This window comes from Methylolobus aquaticus, from assembly GCF_054172105.1.
The window spans coordinates 157845-171670 of sequence record NZ_JBSYXP010000004.1; the positions used below are offsets into that span (position 1 = coordinate 157845).

At 62.6% G+C, this 13826-nt stretch carries 14 protein-coding genes; 4 read left to right on the top strand and 10 right to left on the bottom strand.

Annotation, left to right across the window (positions count from 1 at the left end; all coding sequences use genetic code 11):
• Window positions 1-100 precede the first annotated feature (100 nt).
• From pnp to rimP, 7 genes are all read right to left on the bottom strand, one after another.
• The gene (pnp, locus tag ACW73L_RS06780) at window positions 101-2188 is read right to left on the bottom strand and encodes a polyribonucleotide nucleotidyltransferase (protein ID WP_498920914.1); all 2088 of its coding nucleotides are present in this window, start codon (window positions 2186-2188) and stop codon (window positions 101-103) included.
• A 62-nt stretch (window positions 2189-2250) separates the two neighbouring features.
• A complete protein-coding gene (gene rpsO / locus ACW73L_RS06785; protein ID WP_129883616.1) occupies window positions 2251-2520 on the bottom strand; it encodes a 30S ribosomal protein S15 in 270 nt (89 codons plus the stop codon).
• A gap of 23 nt (window positions 2521-2543) precedes the next feature.
• On the bottom strand, window positions 2544-3578 hold the full coding sequence (gene truB, locus ACW73L_RS06790) for a tRNA pseudouridine(55) synthase TruB (RefSeq protein ID WP_498920916.1): 1035 nt from the start codon (window positions 3576-3578) through the stop codon (window positions 2544-2546).
• Window positions 3578-3949: a 30S ribosome-binding factor RbfA gene (gene rbfA / locus ACW73L_RS06795; protein WP_498920918.1), complete on the bottom strand. Its 372-nt coding sequence runs from the start codon at window positions 3947-3949 to the stop codon at window positions 3578-3580. The genes truB and rbfA overlap by 1 nt, the downstream gene beginning before the upstream one ends.
• 12 nt (window positions 3950-3961) lie before the next feature.
• Window positions 3962-6580 (bottom strand): translation initiation factor IF-2, encoded by a 2619-nt coding sequence (gene infB / locus ACW73L_RS06800; protein ID WP_498920920.1) that lies wholly within the window; start codon window positions 6578-6580, stop codon window positions 3962-3964.
• Window positions 6581-6603: 23 nt separating this feature from the next.
• Window positions 6604-8109, bottom strand: coding sequence for a transcription termination factor NusA (gene nusA / locus ACW73L_RS06805; protein WP_498920921.1), 1506 nt, complete (start codon window positions 8107-8109; stop codon window positions 6604-6606).
• A gap of 4 nt (window positions 8110-8113) precedes the next feature.
• Window positions 8114-8587: a ribosome maturation factor RimP gene (gene rimP, locus ACW73L_RS06810; RefSeq protein ID WP_129883611.1), complete on the bottom strand. Its 474-nt coding sequence runs from the start codon at window positions 8585-8587 to the stop codon at window positions 8114-8116.
• A 172-nt stretch (window positions 8588-8759) separates the two neighbouring features.
• Between rimP and ACW73L_RS06815 the strand changes: the two genes are divergently transcribed.
• Window positions 8760-9563, top strand: coding sequence for a UDP-2,3-diacylglucosamine diphosphatase (locus ACW73L_RS06815; RefSeq protein ID WP_498920922.1), 804 nt, complete (start codon window positions 8760-8762; stop codon window positions 9561-9563).
• 29 nt (window positions 9564-9592) lie between these two features.
• Here the strand turns inward: ACW73L_RS06815 and epmA are convergent, their stop codons facing one another.
• Together epmA and efp are read right to left on the bottom strand one after the other, a co-directional pair.
• Window positions 9593-10591, bottom strand: coding sequence for an EF-P lysine aminoacylase EpmA (gene epmA / locus ACW73L_RS06820; RefSeq protein WP_498920924.1), 999 nt, complete (start codon window positions 10589-10591; stop codon window positions 9593-9595).
• On the bottom strand, window positions 10581-11147 hold the full coding sequence (gene efp / locus ACW73L_RS06825; protein ID WP_498920925.1) for an elongation factor P: 567 nt from the start codon (window positions 11145-11147) through the stop codon (window positions 10581-10583). Before efp ends, epmA begins: the two co-directional genes overlap by 11 nt.
• Window positions 11148-11234: 87 nt before the next feature.
• Between efp and epmB the strand changes: the two genes are divergently transcribed.
• Entirely contained in the window at window positions 11235-12212 is a 978-nt protein-coding gene (gene epmB / locus ACW73L_RS06830; protein WP_498920927.1) for an EF-P beta-lysylation protein EpmB, read from the top strand.
• Here the strand turns inward: epmB and ACW73L_RS06835 are convergent, their stop codons facing one another.
• Window positions 12213-13103, bottom strand: a complete 891-nt coding sequence (locus ACW73L_RS06835; RefSeq protein ID WP_498920929.1) for a 5'-nucleotidase — start codon at window positions 13101-13103, stop codon at window positions 12213-12215. It abuts the gene before it with no gap.
• Here ACW73L_RS06835 and ACW73L_RS06840 point away from each other — a divergent pair.
• Together ACW73L_RS06840 and ACW73L_RS06845 are read left to right on the top strand one after the other, a co-directional pair.
• A complete protein-coding gene (locus tag ACW73L_RS06840; protein ID WP_129883606.1) occupies window positions 13078-13329 on the top strand; it encodes a hypothetical protein in 252 nt (83 codons plus the stop codon). The genes ACW73L_RS06835 and ACW73L_RS06840 overlap by 26 nt on opposite strands.
• Window positions 13330-13366: 37 nt before the next feature.
• The gene (locus tag ACW73L_RS06845) at window positions 13367-13792 is read left to right on the top strand and encodes a hypothetical protein (RefSeq protein WP_129883605.1); all 426 of its coding nucleotides are present in this window, start codon (window positions 13367-13369) and stop codon (window positions 13790-13792) included.
• Window positions 13793-13826: the final 34 nt, after the last annotated feature.

The window sequence follows — 13826 nt, forward strand, 5'->3', positions numbered from 1 at the left end:
GAATAGAAACAAAAAACCCAGGTCTGAGACCTGGGTTTTTTTGAACGGGGGGATGTCAGAAGCGCCAAACGGCGCCTGCATCCCCCAGACTTTCGAGATCTTACTCGCCTTCGGTAGGCACCGCCTTCATGCTTAGACGTACGCGCCCCTGACGGTCGATCTCGAGCACCTTCACCTTGACCATGTCTCCTTCGGAGAGCTTGTCGCTGACCCGTTCGACGTGCTCGTCGGAAATCTGGGAAATATGCACCAAGCCATCCTTGCCCGGCAGGATGGTTACGAATGCTCCGAAATCCATCAGGCGGGCAACCTTGCCCTCGTAGATCTTCCCGACCTCGACTTCGGCGGTGATTTCCTCGATGCGGCGCCGTGCTTCCATGCCGGCCTGCTTGTCCACCGACGCAATCTTGATCACGCCTTCGTCCGATATGTCGATCTGGGCACCGGTTTCCTCTGTGATGGCGCGGATCGTGCTGCCGCCTTTACCGATGACTTCACGGATCTTGCTGGGATCGATAGTGAAGCTCATGATCCGTGGGGCGTAGTCGGACATTTCATGGCGCGGTGTGGGCAGGACTGCCGCCATCTTCTCCAAAATGTGCAGCCGACCGGCTTTGGCCTGCTCCAGTGCGACTTCCATGATCTCGGGTGTGATGCCGTCGATCTTGATGTCCATTTGCAGCGCCGTGACACCCTCGCTGGTCCCGGCAACCTTGAAGTCCATGTCGCCCAGGTGATCCTCGTCACCCATGATGTCGGACAGGACGGCGAAGCCGCTGTCTTCCTTGATCAGGCCCATGGCGATGCCGGCCACGGGCGCCTTCGTCGGCACGCCGGCGTCCATCAGGGCCAGGCTGGCACCGCAAACCGATGCCATCGAGCTGGAACCGTTGGACTCGGTGATTTCCGAAACCACGCGGATGACGTAAGGGAACTCATCGGTGTCGGGCATGATGGCCTGCACACCGCGCTTGGCGAGGCGGCCATGGCCGATCTCGCGGCGCTTCGGCGAGCCAATCGCACCCGTCTCGCCCACGCAATACGGCGGGAAGTTGTAATGCAGCATGAACGACTCGCGATACTCGCCTTCGATCGCGTCGATCAACTGGGCGTCGCGGCCCGATCCCAGCGTGGCTACCACCAGTGCCTGCGTTTCGCCACGCGTGAACAGGGCCGAGCCATGGGTACGGGGGAGAACGCCGGTGCGGATGTAGATCGGGCGCACCGTGGCCAGGTCCCGACCGTCGATACGGCGCTTGTGATCGAGGATGTTGCTCCGGACGATGTGTTCCTCGAGTTTCTCGAACTCGCGGATCACCGCCTTTTCGCCATATTGCCCATCCTGGGTCAAAGCCTGCACGGCCGCATCCCGGGCAGCGCGGACCTGCTGCTGGCGGACGAGCTTCTCGGGGATCTGATAGGCTTCTGCCAGCGCCGCTTTGGCGACGGAGGCGAGGGCGCTGCGCAATCCTTCATCGACCGCTGGCGGCGTCCATGGCCATGTCTTGGGTCCGACTTCGGCGACCAATTCCTGGATGGCCTTGACCGCTGCCTGCAACTCGCGATGCCCAAACAGCACAGCTCCGAGCATCGTCTGCTCGGACAGGACATCGGCCTCGGACTCGACCATCAGCACGGCATGTTCGGTGCCGGCGACGACGAGATCCAGCTGGGAGTCATCCAATAGCGTGGCGCTCGGATTGAGCACGTATTCGCCGTTGATGTAGCCAACGCGAGCGGCCCCGATCGGCCCCTGGAAGGGCAGGCCACTAAGGGACAGCGCGGCCGAGGCACCAAGCAGGGAAGGGATGTCGGGGTCGATCTCGGGGTTTAGCGACATGACGGTCGCGACGACTTGGACCTCGTTCGTAAACCCATCGGGGAACAGTGGCCGGATCGGACGATCGATAAGCCGCGCGGTCAGCGTTTCCTTTTCGCTCGGACGGCCCTCGCGCTTGAAAAACCCCCCGGGAATGCGTCCTGCGGCGTAGGTTTTTTCCTGGTAGTTGACGGTCAGCGGGAAGAAGTCACCATGCGCTGACGCCTCTTTTTTTCCCACTGCAGTGACCAGCACGACGGTCCCGGCCATTTCCACCATGACGGCGGCGTCAGCCTGACGCGCGATTTCCCCGGTCTCGAAGGTGACGGTGTGCGGTCCGAACTGAAATTGCTTTCGAAAGGGGTTCACGACGTTTCCTTATGCTGGAGTGATATCTGAATCAGACGCGATGGACCGGGATGAGCCGGGTCTTACTTACGCAAGCCGAGGCTTTCGATCAGCGTGCGATAGCGTTCAACGTCTTTGTTCTTCAGATAATCCAGCAGCTTCCGGCGCTGATTCACGAGCCGCAAGAGGCCGCGACGGGAGTGGAAATCCTTCTTGTGCGCCGCGAAATGCGGGCTCAAATGGTTGATCCGGGCGGTCAGCAGAGCGACCTGAACCTCGGGTGATCCGGTGTCGTTGGCGGAGCGCTGGTACTGCTCCACGACGGCGTGCTTTTCTACGGCGGTATATGCCACGGCGAACTCCTGAAGGGCCTGTTCTAAAAACAATTGGGTATTTTAACGTGACCTGTCGCCGACGAACAAGGTGCAGAGCCGGGCGTCGGCTCGGCAGCCGCAGGGGCAGCACTGTCGTTGCCGACTGTGACGGAGGTCACGGCGGACGGTAAGTCGAGGTTGAACATACGCTGCGGGGCCAGTTTGCCCGCTGCCGCGGTGCCGAGCCCGAAAAAGCTTCCCGTACTGTCATACAGGCGGACGAGTCCGTCGGTAAGGACGGCCGGCGCCGGCATGACCTGGCCCTGCTGGAGCCGGGTGCGGAGCGGGTCGTCGCAATCGACGCGCGGGAAGTCGGGGACCAGCAGGTCCATCGGCGCGATGCGGGATAGGCGCTCGTCCGGGGTCAGTGCTTCGAGCGCCTGAAGAGGGCAGGCCTGGCTCAGCGTCCACGGGCCGACGGCGGTCCGGCGCAGCGTTTCCATGTGGGCGCCGCAGCTCAGCGCGTGCCCGATATCCTCGGCCAGAACGCGGATGTAGGTGCCCTTGGAGCAATGGATATCCAGTTCGAGACTATCGGCCGTAAAGTTCACGAGCCGCAGTTCATGGATATCGAGACGGCGACTCTGACGTTCCACTTCGATACCGCGTCGTGCGAGTTCATAAAGCCGGACGCCGCCCTGCTTGAGCGCTGAATACATGGGCGGTATCTGGTCGATCGTGCCGCGGAAACGGTCCAGCACACTTTCAAGTGGCATGGGGTCGAGCGGCGGGATCGGGGCGGTGGCGATAACCTGACCGGTGGCATCGGCGGTGTCGGTCGTCACGCCGAGACGGATCGTGGTCCGGTAGCGTTTGTCGGTATCCAGCAGGTAACCGGCCAGCTTGGTGGCTTCCCCCAGACAGATCGGCAGCACACCGGAAGCCAATGGATCGAGGCTGCCGGTGTGCCCGGCTTTATGCGCACAGAGGAGATGCCGCACGCGCTGCACCGCTGCGTTTGACGTCAGGCCAGTTGGCTTGTCGAGCAGCAATACGCCGTGGAGCTTGAACTGCGGGCGCCGTGGCCGCTGAGCCATCACGTGTCGTGCGGGTCTGACTTGGGAAGGTGCAGACTGTCGATCACGGCATCCATGTGCAGCCCGCGCTCGACCGAATCGTCGAAGATGAACCGCAACTCCGGGATCACCCGCATCCGCACCCGACGGGCGACCTCATGCCGCAGCAATGGGGCGAGCCCGGCCAGCAATTTCAGCGACTCGCTGTTCGTCTGCCGGGCACCGAGGAAACTCACATAGACTTTGGCGACCGACAGGTCGCGTGTGACCTCGACGTCGCTGACCGTAACCATTCCCAGGCGCGGATCCCTGACTTCGCTGCGCAGCAACTCGGCCAGTTCCCGTTGCAACTGCGAGGCGACCCGCACATTGCGGCTGAATTCTCTGGGCATGCGGAAATCGACCTATCGCGGCGGGACCAGGACCCGTTCATAGGCCTCGATCTGGTCTTTGACCTTGACATCGTTGTAGTTCTTGACGCCGATGCCGCATTCCATGCCGGCCTTGACCTCGCTGGCGTCGTCCTTGAAGCGGCGCAGGGATTCCAGTTGTCCCTCGAAGATCACGACGTTGTCGCGCAGCACACGGATCGGCAGGTTACGCTTGACGTGGCCGTCAATGACCATGCAGCCGGCGATCGTGCCGAATTTCGACGAGCGGAAGACCTCGCGGACCTCCGCGATGCCGACGATCTGCTCCTTGTATTCCGGCTCCAGCATGCCAGTGATCGACTTCTTGATCTCGTCGATCGCCTCGTAGATCACGCTGTAGTAGTGCAGGTCTATACCGCGCTCCTCGATCAGCTTGCGCGCGGTGGCGTCGGCCCGTACGTTGAAGCCGATTATGATTGCGCTCGACGCGAGGGCCAGATTGGCATCGGTCTCGGTAATGCCGCCGACGCCGCCGGAAATCACCCGGACGCGGACCTTGTCGGTGGTCAGTTCGGTCAGCGCCCCGCGCAGCGCCTCAAGGCTGCCCTGCACATCGGTCTTGATGACGAGCGCCAGCTCGACGGCTTCCTCCGTCCCCATCTTCGAGAACACATCCTCGAGTTTGGTGGCCGCCTGGGCTGCCAGCTTCGTGCTCCGGAGTTTCTCCTCGCGGTGCATGGCGATCTCGCGTGCCTTCCGCTCGTCGGCCACGACGATGAACTCGTCGCCGGCCTCGGGTGCGCCGGATAGGCCGAGAATCTCGACCGGGCTCGACGGGCCGCCCTCTTTGAGCGGCTTGCCGTTCTCGTTGAACATCGCCCGAACGCGGCCGAATTCACGGCCGCACAGAATGAAGTCGCCCTTGTGCAGGGTTCCCTTCTGGATCAGCAGATCGGCTACCGGTCCGCGGCCTTTCTCCAACTTGGATTCCAGCACCACACCGGTGGCGGGAAGATCGTAGGGTGCGTTGAGTTCGAGGACTTCGGCCTGCAACAGGATGGCTTCGAGCAGGTCGTCGATACCGACCCCGGTCTTGGCCGAGACACTGACGAACTGCGTATCACCGCCCCAATCCTCGGGCACCACGTTCAGGACCACCAATTCCTGCTTGACGCGATCCGGGTCGGAGTCGGGCTTGTCGATCTTGTTGATGGCGACGACCAGCGGGACGCCGGCGGCTCGGCTGTGCTCCACCGCCTCCTTGGTCTGGGGCATCACGCCATCGTCGGCCGCGACGACCAGCACGACGATGTCGGTGACCCGCGCGCCGCGGGCACGCATTGCGGTGAATGCGGCATGGCCGGGGGTATCCAGGAAGGTCACCGAGCCACGGTCGGTGCGCACCTGATAGGCGCCGATGTGCTGGGTGATGCCGCCTGCCTCACCGGCGGCGACGCGGCTCTTGCGGATGTGGTCGAGTAGCGAGGTCTTGCCGTGATCGACATGGCCCATGATGGTGACCACCGGCGGCCGGGCGCGATGTTCGCTGTCGGCTTCACCCGCCATCGCATGCACCAACTCGGCCTCGAGATTGTCCTCGGCTTGCGCGATCGGTTTGTGGCCCATTTCTTCGACCACGAGCATGGCTGTCTCCTGATCGAGGGGTTGATTGATCGTGGCCATGACGCCCAGACGCATGAGGTTCTTGATGACCTCCGTGGCCTTCACCGACATGCGCATCGCCAGGTCGGAAACGGTGATCATTTCCGGAACCTGCACTTCCCTGATCATGGGCGCGGTCGGGCGTTCAAAGCCGTGCCGCTGTTCCGGCAACACGACCGGGCGACTGGGCTTGAACTTGCGGCGCTTGTTGAATTTGCCAGAGCCTTCGGTTTCAGTGGTTTCCTCCTGGTATTCACCAACTTGGCCTTTGCCTGCACTGCCCTTCTTTTTCGCGCGGCGGACATCCGCCTCGGAAGGTGGGCGGGGCGCTGACGGTGGAACCGGCGCTGCGGGGGGCGGCGTGGGTACGGACGGACGCGCGACGGGCTTCTCGACGGGAACCTCGATGGGAATAGCCGGTTCGGGTGCTGCCGGTAGTTCTGCCTCCGGCTTGGCAATCTCGACGGCCTTCTCCGCCTCGGCCCGCTGGGCCAGCTCCACCTGCCGGGCCTCTTCGGCCGCGCGGCGACGTTCTTCCTCTTCCAGCGCGCGCTGACGGCGTGCCTCCTCCAGCTCGCGGCGCTGGGCTTCCTGAGCTTCGATCTCGCGCTGTTGCTCGTCTAAAGCCTGACGCGCCTTCTCCGCTTCGGTCTTGCGCTCGCTCGATTCGGGCAGCTCGCTCTTCTTGACATAGGTCTTGCGCTTGCGCACCTCGACGCTGATGGTCTTGATGCCCTTGCCGGGAATCTTACCCTGCTTCAACTCGCTGACGGTGCGGCGTTGCAGCGTCACACGGGTCGGCTCGACCGCGTCGCCCTTTTCCTTGCCATGACTCTGGCGCAGATGGGCGAGCAGCTTCAGCTTCTCGGTATCGCTGAGGACATCGTCGGGTTCTGCCACCGCCAGTCCGGCTTCGCCGAGCTGCGTCAACAGTCGATCCAGGGGGATGCCAACGACTTCTGCTAATTGTCGTACGGTTACGTCGCTCATTTCTCGGCCTCTGTCGTTGTAGCCTAACCCTCAGCAAACAGCGGGGAACGCGCCTGCATGATCAAGTCCGCGGCGCGCTGCTCGCTCATCCCGTCGATCTCCATCAACTCATCCACCGCCAGGTCCGCCAGATCGGTAACGGTATGGATGCCCGCTGCGGCCAACCGTTCGGCAGTCTCGTCGTCCATTCCCTCCAGGTCGCGAAGGTCCTGAGCCGGCTGCGTGGTTTCGATTTTCTCTTCGGTCGCGATGGCCTTGATCAGCAGTGCGTCGCGGGCGCGATTGCGCAGTTCCTCGACCAATTCCTCATCGAACTCCTCGATCTCCAGCATCTCCTTCGTCGGCACGTAGACGAGCTCTTCGATGCTCGAAAAGCCCTCTCGAACCAGGATCTGTGCGACGTCTTCATCCACTTCGAGCTGGGTCATGAACGAGGCGATCAGCTTCAGCGCCTCTTCCTCGTTCTTCGCTTCGGCCTGGGTGGCGCTCATGACGTTGAGCTCCCAGCCGGTCAGCTGACTGGCCAGCCGCACGTTCTGCCCATTGCGTCCGATGGCCTGGGACAGGTTTTCGTCGGCGACGGCAATGTCCATGGAATGGCGGTCCTCGTCGACGACGATCGAGACGATTTCGGCCGGCGACATGGAATTGATCACGAACTGGGCTTCGTTCTCGTTCCACAAGATGATGTCGACCCGTTCGCCGGCGAGTTCATTCGACACGGCCTGCACGCGGGAACCGCGCATGCCGACGCAGGCGCCGACGGGGTCGAGCCGGGGATCGTTGCTCTTCACCGCGACTTTGGCCCGGATGCCCGGGTCGCGAGCCGCACCCTTGATTTCAATGACGTTCTCGCCAACCTCCGGGACCTCCAGTCGAAACAGTGCGATCAGCAATTCCGGCGCGCTGCGGCTGAGGAAAAGCTGCGGGCCGCGGGGCTCGTTGCGGACCGCGCGCAGCAGCCCACGCAGTCGGTCGCCGGAGCGCACGGCTTCGCGGGGAATCATCTCGTCCCGAGGAATCAGCGCCTCGACGTTACCGCCGAGGTCCAGGATGACGTTCCCACGTTCGACGCGCTTGACGATGCCGGTAACGAGTTCGCCGATCCGTCCTTCCCATTCCTGATGGATCTTGCGCCGTTCCGCCTCGCGCACTTTCTGCACGATGACTTGTTTGGCGGTCTGGGCGGCGATGCGTCCGAACTCGATTGACTCGATCGGTTCCTCGATGAAGTCGCCGGGCATCAGTGCGGGATTGCGCTTGCGCGCTTCATCCAAGAAGATCTGCTTCTCGGGGAATTCCGGCGCATCCGGGAAATCCTCGGTGGGTTCGATCACTTCCCAACGCCGGAACGTCTCGTAGTCGCCGGTCTTGCGGTCGATGGAAACCCGGGCATCGATGCGGTTCTCGTGGCGCCGGATGGTCGCCGTCTTCAAGGCGTCCTCTATGGCACCAAAAATGACCTCCTTCTCGATGTCCTTCTCGTTCGAGACCACATCGACGACGAGCAGTATTTCTTTATTGGCCATGGCGTCATCCTTTATTCGTTGTCTTCTGGAATTCGGGTACCAGCCGCGCCCGGTCGATCGCGCCGTAGGGCAGTCGCAGTGTGCCCGTATCCTCTTCCACCAGGATCTCTTCGCCTTCGACGCCGACAATCCGGCCCTTGACGCGCCGGCGATTGTCGACGGGCATCCGGAGCCGGATGTTGGCGATAGACCCGATGAAGCGTTCGAAGTGACTCAGCGTGAACAGGGGCCGGTCGAGCCCTGGCGACGACACTTCTAGCTGGTATTGACCGGGGATCGGGTCTTCGACATCCAGCATGCCGCTGACCTGGTAGCTGACCCGGGAACAATCGTCGACGACGATGCCCTCTGCGCGGTCGATGTAGACGCGCAGCACGCGGCTCCGCCCGTCGAATTCAATGCCGACCAACTCGTAACCGAGTTGTGCCACAATCGGCTCGATGAGCTGAGTCAGGCGATCGGACTCTTTGCCAACCATCACGGATCTGAATTTGCTCGCTGCCAAACAAAAAATGGGCTCAAGGCCCATGGTTATCTGTCGCACAGAAACTAAAAAACCCCCGAAGGGGTTGTTCCTGCCACCCCGTCCCGGTCAAGCACCGGGTGGCCTACCACAATGCTTATGATACCACGTTGTTTCGATGTTTTGAATGAAGGCCGAGGTGACCTGCCGCTGCGCCAGCCGGCTGGTGCCGGTCAGTGCCGCCGAGGCTGACGGCATGCAGCGGGAGACCTTGTTCATCTCCGACCTGCACTTGGCCGCGGTGCGTCCGGAGACCGTTCGCGCTTTTCTGAGTTTTCTGGAGCGGCGAGCGCCCCGTGCGGAGGCGCTCTTTATTCTCGGAGATTTGTTCGACGCCTACATCGGCGACGACGATGACCGATTCCCCAACGGTGTGGTTCGTCGTGCGCTCCGAGCCCTGGCTGACCGCGGCACACGCGTCCACTTTCAGCACGGCAACCGCGATTTTCTGCTCGGTCCGCGCTTTGGCGCGGCCGCCGGAATCGAACTGCTGGGCGACTACGCCGTCATCGACCTCTACGGTACGCCGACCCTGCTGACCCACGGTGACCTGCTGTGTACCGACGATGTGCGCTACCAGGCCGCGCGGCAGCGTGTCAGGACCGAGGAGTGGAAGGCCAATGCTCTCGGAAAGCCCTTGTTCGCCCGGCGCCTATACGCGCGCTGGTATCGCTTCCGCAGCAGTCGGCACAAGGGGGCCACGACGGCGGAGATCATGGATGTCAACCCCGGTACCGTGGTCCAGACCCTGCACAAGTTCGGTGTGGAACGGCTCATTCACGGTCATACGCACCGACCGGCGGTGCATGAGACAATGCTCGGCGAGCGGATCGCGCAGCGCATCGTGCTGGCGGAATGGATAACGGGGCAGCCCGTTCTGGCGTGGGGCCCCGACGGCTACCACTTCGAGGCGGTTGACGCCGCACCCTGAGCCGTGAATCGGGAACATTCAGCCGGCGGTCAGGCGCGTTCGACCGGGAAGGCAAGCACGTCTTCGATTTGTGAGGCACCCAGGATCCCCATGAGGAGCCGGTCCAGCCCGATAGCGATCCCGGAACAGTCAGGCAAACCCGCCGCCAGCGCCGCCAGCAGGCGCGCGTCTTTTTCCGGTTCGTGCAGGCCGAGTGCCCGGCGCGCGGCCATGTCCTCCTCGAAACGGCGCGTCTGTTCGACTGGATCCGCGAGTTCGTGAAAGCCGTTGCCGAGTTCAATGCCGTCGATGAAGACTTCGACGCGCTCGACGATGGCCGGATTGTCCGGATGGTTACGGGCCAGCGACGGCAGGCATGCCGGAAAATCCGTCACGAACACCAGATCCCAGTCCGCAAGCTTTGGCTGCACGCACTGGCTGAATAGAAAATCCAGCCAGACGGGACGCGCCTCGGCGCACAGGACCGCGGCCTCGGGATAACCCAGGCGTTCGGCGGCCCGCGCCAAGGCAGGAAAATCAGCGCTGATCGGATCGGTGCCGACCTCTTGTTCGAACAGTGAGCGGTAGTCGCAGCAAACGGAACGGATGGTTGGGCGCGACGGAGTCAACAGGCTGCGGAGCAGGCTTTCCGTTTCCCGAATCAGTTCGTTCAGGCCGAAGCCTACGCGATACCATTCAAGCAGGGTGAACTCCGGGTTGTGCAACCGACCGCGCTCCTCATTCCGAAAAGCTTTACAGATCTGGTAGATCGAGCCGAGGCCGCTGGCCAGCAGTCGCTTCATCGCGAATTCGGGGGAGGTCTGCAGGAATAACCGTTGCTGCAAACCTGCTCCACCCCCGGCGGGGCGAAACAGTGTTTCGAAGGGAACCAGGTGCGGTTCGGTCGCGCTGCGGGCCGCCAGCAGCGGGGTTTCGACTTCGAGGACCTCTCGGTCGGCAAAGAAGGCGCGGATGGCACGGAGCATGGCCGCGCGTGCCCGCAGCGCGTCGGGCGACGCTGCGGGTACCCAATCGGGGCTACTTGACACGCGAGACGTATTCGCCTGTGCGGGTGTCGACCTTGATGACTTCGCCGGTCTGGACGAACAGCGGGACGCGCACCACCGCACCCGTTTCGAGCGTCGCCGGCTTGCCGCCGCCGCCCGAGGTATCGCCGCGGATGCCCGGATCGGTCTCGGTGATCGTCAGCTCGACGAAGTTCGGCGGGCTGACGGCGATCGGGGAGCCGTTGAACAGCGTGACCGTGCACATGTCCTGTTCCTTGAGCCACTTCACGGCGTCGCCGACGGCGTTGGCGTCAGCACCATGCTGCTCGAACGTTTCCGGTGCCATGAAGTGCCACTGCTCGCCGTCGCTGTAGAGGTACTGCATGTCCGTATCGACCACGTCGGCACCTTCGAGCGTGTCACCCGACTTGAAGGTTCGCTCTACTACACGGCCCGTTTTCAGATTGCGCAGCCGGACGCGATTGAAAGCCTGGCCCTTACCCGGCTTGACGAACTCGTTCTCGAGTATCGTGCACGGGTCGCCGTCAAGCATGACCTTGAGTCCGCCCTTGAATTCACTGGTGCTGATAAGAGCCATCTTTTCCTCGTCGTTCGGAGTTTTCGATAAAGCCGGCCATTATAATGCCGGCCTTTCCCCTGACGACAAGCCGATACCCATTCGCAGGTGACTACCTTTCGCTGGCAGGCCGATCTGGCCGAGTGCTTCACCGACCCTGGGCACTTGCTCGCCCATCTGGGTCTCGAGGATTCAGAGCTTGCCGATGCGGCCGCTGTGAAGGCCTTTGGGTTCCGCGTCACCCGCAGCTATGCCAACCGCATGCGCCGGGGCGATCCGCACGATCCCTTGCTGTTGCAGGTCCTGCCAGCCCGGGAGGAACTGTTCAGCGCCCCCGGGTTCAGTGCCGATCCGGTCGGCGATCAGGCTGCTGCGGTAGTGCCCGGCGTGTTGCACAAATACCATGGCCGAGCCTTGTTGGTGACCACCGGTGCCTGCGCGATCAACTGTCGTTATTGTTTCCGCCGCGGCTTCCCGTATGGCGCGTACCAACTCGGCCGGCAAGCGGAATCGGAGGCTTTGGGCTACCTGGCTGCCGATCCATCGATCGGTGAAGTCATCCTGAGCGGCGGCGATCCCTTGGTGCTGTCCGATACCCGGTTGTCCGACCTGGTCGGGCGGCTGGCGGCCATCCCGCATCTCCAGACGCTGCGGGTCCATACGCGCTTGCCGGTCGTGCTGCCGTCACGAGTCACGCATGGCCTGACTGATGCTTTGGCTTCCAGCCGGCTGGTGACGGTGATGGTGATCCACGCGAATCATCCGAACGAGGTGGACGGCGCGGTTCTGGCCGCGCTGCAGCAACTGCGGGACAAAGGCTTCATGCTACTGAATCAGACCGTATTGCTGCGCGGGATCAACGATGAGGCTGAGGTGCTGGCGTCGCTGAACCGCCGGCTCGCGCTGGCCGGGGTGCTGCCGTATTACCTGCATCAGCTGGATCGGGCGTCGGGCACCGCGCATTTCCTCGTGAGCGACGAACGCGCGCGCGCCATCCACGAATCCCTGCGCCGCCAGTTGCCCGGGTATCTGGTGCCGCGGCTGGCCAGGGAGATCGCCGGCGAGCCCTACAAGACGCTGCTGTGATCAGCGGTTAGTGATGCCGTGAGGCACGTGGCCGGTCGCCACGTGGCGGCTTGCGGATTCGCAGTGTCCGCGCTGATCATCGAAGAAGATATCCGCGCCGAAAGCGCGTAGAAACAGACCCTTGTCCATCCCCCCCAGGAATAGGGCCTCGTCGATCCGGATATTCCAGGCGCGGAGGGTACGCACGACCCGCTCATGGGCCGGCGCCGCCCGGGCGGTGACCAATGCGGTTCGGATCGGCGCCTGATCGGCCTCAAACTGGGTCTGGATATGGTGCAGCGCCGCCAGAAAGTCCTTGAAGGGCCCACCCGACAAGGGCGTGCGGGCCGCCGCCGCTTCGTTCTCGGTGAAGGCCGCCAGACCCCGCGCCTGATAGATCCGTTCAGACTCATCCGAAAACAACACCGCATCCCCGTCGAACGCGATGCGCAGCTGGGCCGATGCGCTGCCCAGCGGGCTGGATCCGATGATGGTCGCAGCGGCCAAACCGGCATCCAGTGCTGCGACGACATCCTCGGCGTGCGCCGAAAGAAACAGATGAGCCCCGAAGGCTGAGATGTATTGGAATGGCGTCTGACCGCCCGTGAAGGCTGCCCGGCTGATCGACAGTCCGTGGTGCCGGATCGAGTTGAAGATCCTCAGGCCGGTGTCGGCGCTGTTGCGCGACATCAGGATCACCTCGACCAGAGGAGAGGGGCGCTCGTTGTTGAGCGCCAGCAGTTTGCTGACCAGGGGGAACGCGACGCCCGGCGCCAGGGCCTCGTCTTCGTGCTCGATCTGGTAGCGGCAGTAGGCCTCCTTGCCGCTGGTTTCGAAGACGCGGTGTGACTCGTCCAGGTCGAACAAGGCGCGCGATGAAATTGCAATGACCAACTTGCTGTCATTCGGCATGGTCGCGGGTCTTAACAGTGGCTATTTCGGCATCGGGGCAGCGGCCGAATTTCCCGGCGCGCGGCGCTTTGGTATCATCGCGCCCTTCTTTATTCTCACAAAGGTCGGGTTGCTTGTCAGCGTGGCGCTTCAAGGCGCGGCGCGACCCTTCGCCGATGCCGTACCGGCCACGATGGCTGCGGAGTTTGAAGAACCATTCGGCGGCGGCACACCGGGGGTCGCTTAGTCGGTCGACAAAGCTAGAAGTTTCGAGGAGGGATCATATGAGGAGAAAGCATTCGGCCATTTTGCTGATTTTATTCATCATTGGCCTCTATTTCTTCCAGAATAAGGGGATCATTCCCTTTGTTACCAAAGTGGCCGAGTCGGATATGTTCTTCGAGGACAGTGTCGAGGAGGATGAGGAACTCGGGAATATCCGTAATGCCCGCACCGATTTCGCGTTCACCCACTGCAAGAGCGCGTTCAAGGACGAATTCGAACTGGGGGACGGCGCCGACCTGAACAGCAGTGACTACGAGGCTTGGGCGCTAGGTAACCGGACCTACCTGATTCGATCCTCGGTGCGCGCGCCGGACGAGAATCAGAAGTTGGTGGAAAAGAAGTACGCCTGCAAGATCCAGTACACAGGCACCGAGGAGGGTAATGCGGCCAGTTGGACGGTGGGCGGTATCGACTTCAACGAGTAGGCGCTGGTCCGTGTTCGCGGCATGCTCGGAGGCT

Coding starts and splice junctions, on each gene's coding strand:
- truB (WP_498920916.1), bottom strand. CDS start 3,578: ATGGCTCAGCGGCCACGGCGCCCGCAGTTCAAGCTCCACGGCGTATTG.
- rbfA (WP_498920918.1), bottom strand. CDS start 3,949: ATGCCCAGAGAATTCAGCCGCAATGTGCGGGTCGCCTCGCAGTTGCAA.
- infB (WP_498920920.1), bottom strand. CDS start 6,580: ATGAGCGACGTAACCGTACGACAATTAGCAGAAGTCGTTGGCATCCCC.
- nusA (WP_498920921.1), bottom strand. CDS start 8,109: ATGGCCAATAAAGAAATACTGCTCGTCGTCGATGTGGTCTCGAACGAG.
- rimP (WP_129883611.1), bottom strand. CDS start 8,587: ATGGTTGGCAAAGAGTCCGATCGCCTGACTCAGCTCATCGAGCCGATT.
- ACW73L_RS06815 (WP_498920922.1), top strand. CDS start 8,760: ATGAAGGCCGAGGTGACCTGCCGCTGCGCCAGCCGGCTGGTGCCGGTC.
- efp (WP_498920925.1), bottom strand. CDS start 11,147: ATGGCTCTTATCAGCACCAGTGAATTCAAGGGCGGACTCAAGGTCATG.
- ACW73L_RS06840 (WP_129883606.1), top strand. CDS start 13,078: ATGACCAACTTGCTGTCATTCGGCATGGTCGCGGGTCTTAACAGTGGC.
- ACW73L_RS06835 (WP_498920929.1), bottom strand. CDS start 13,103: ATGCCGAATGACAGCAAGTTGGTCATTGCAATTTCATCGCGCGCCTTG.
- ACW73L_RS06845 (WP_129883605.1), top strand. CDS start 13,367: ATGAGGAGAAAGCATTCGGCCATTTTGCTGATTTTATTCATCATTGGC.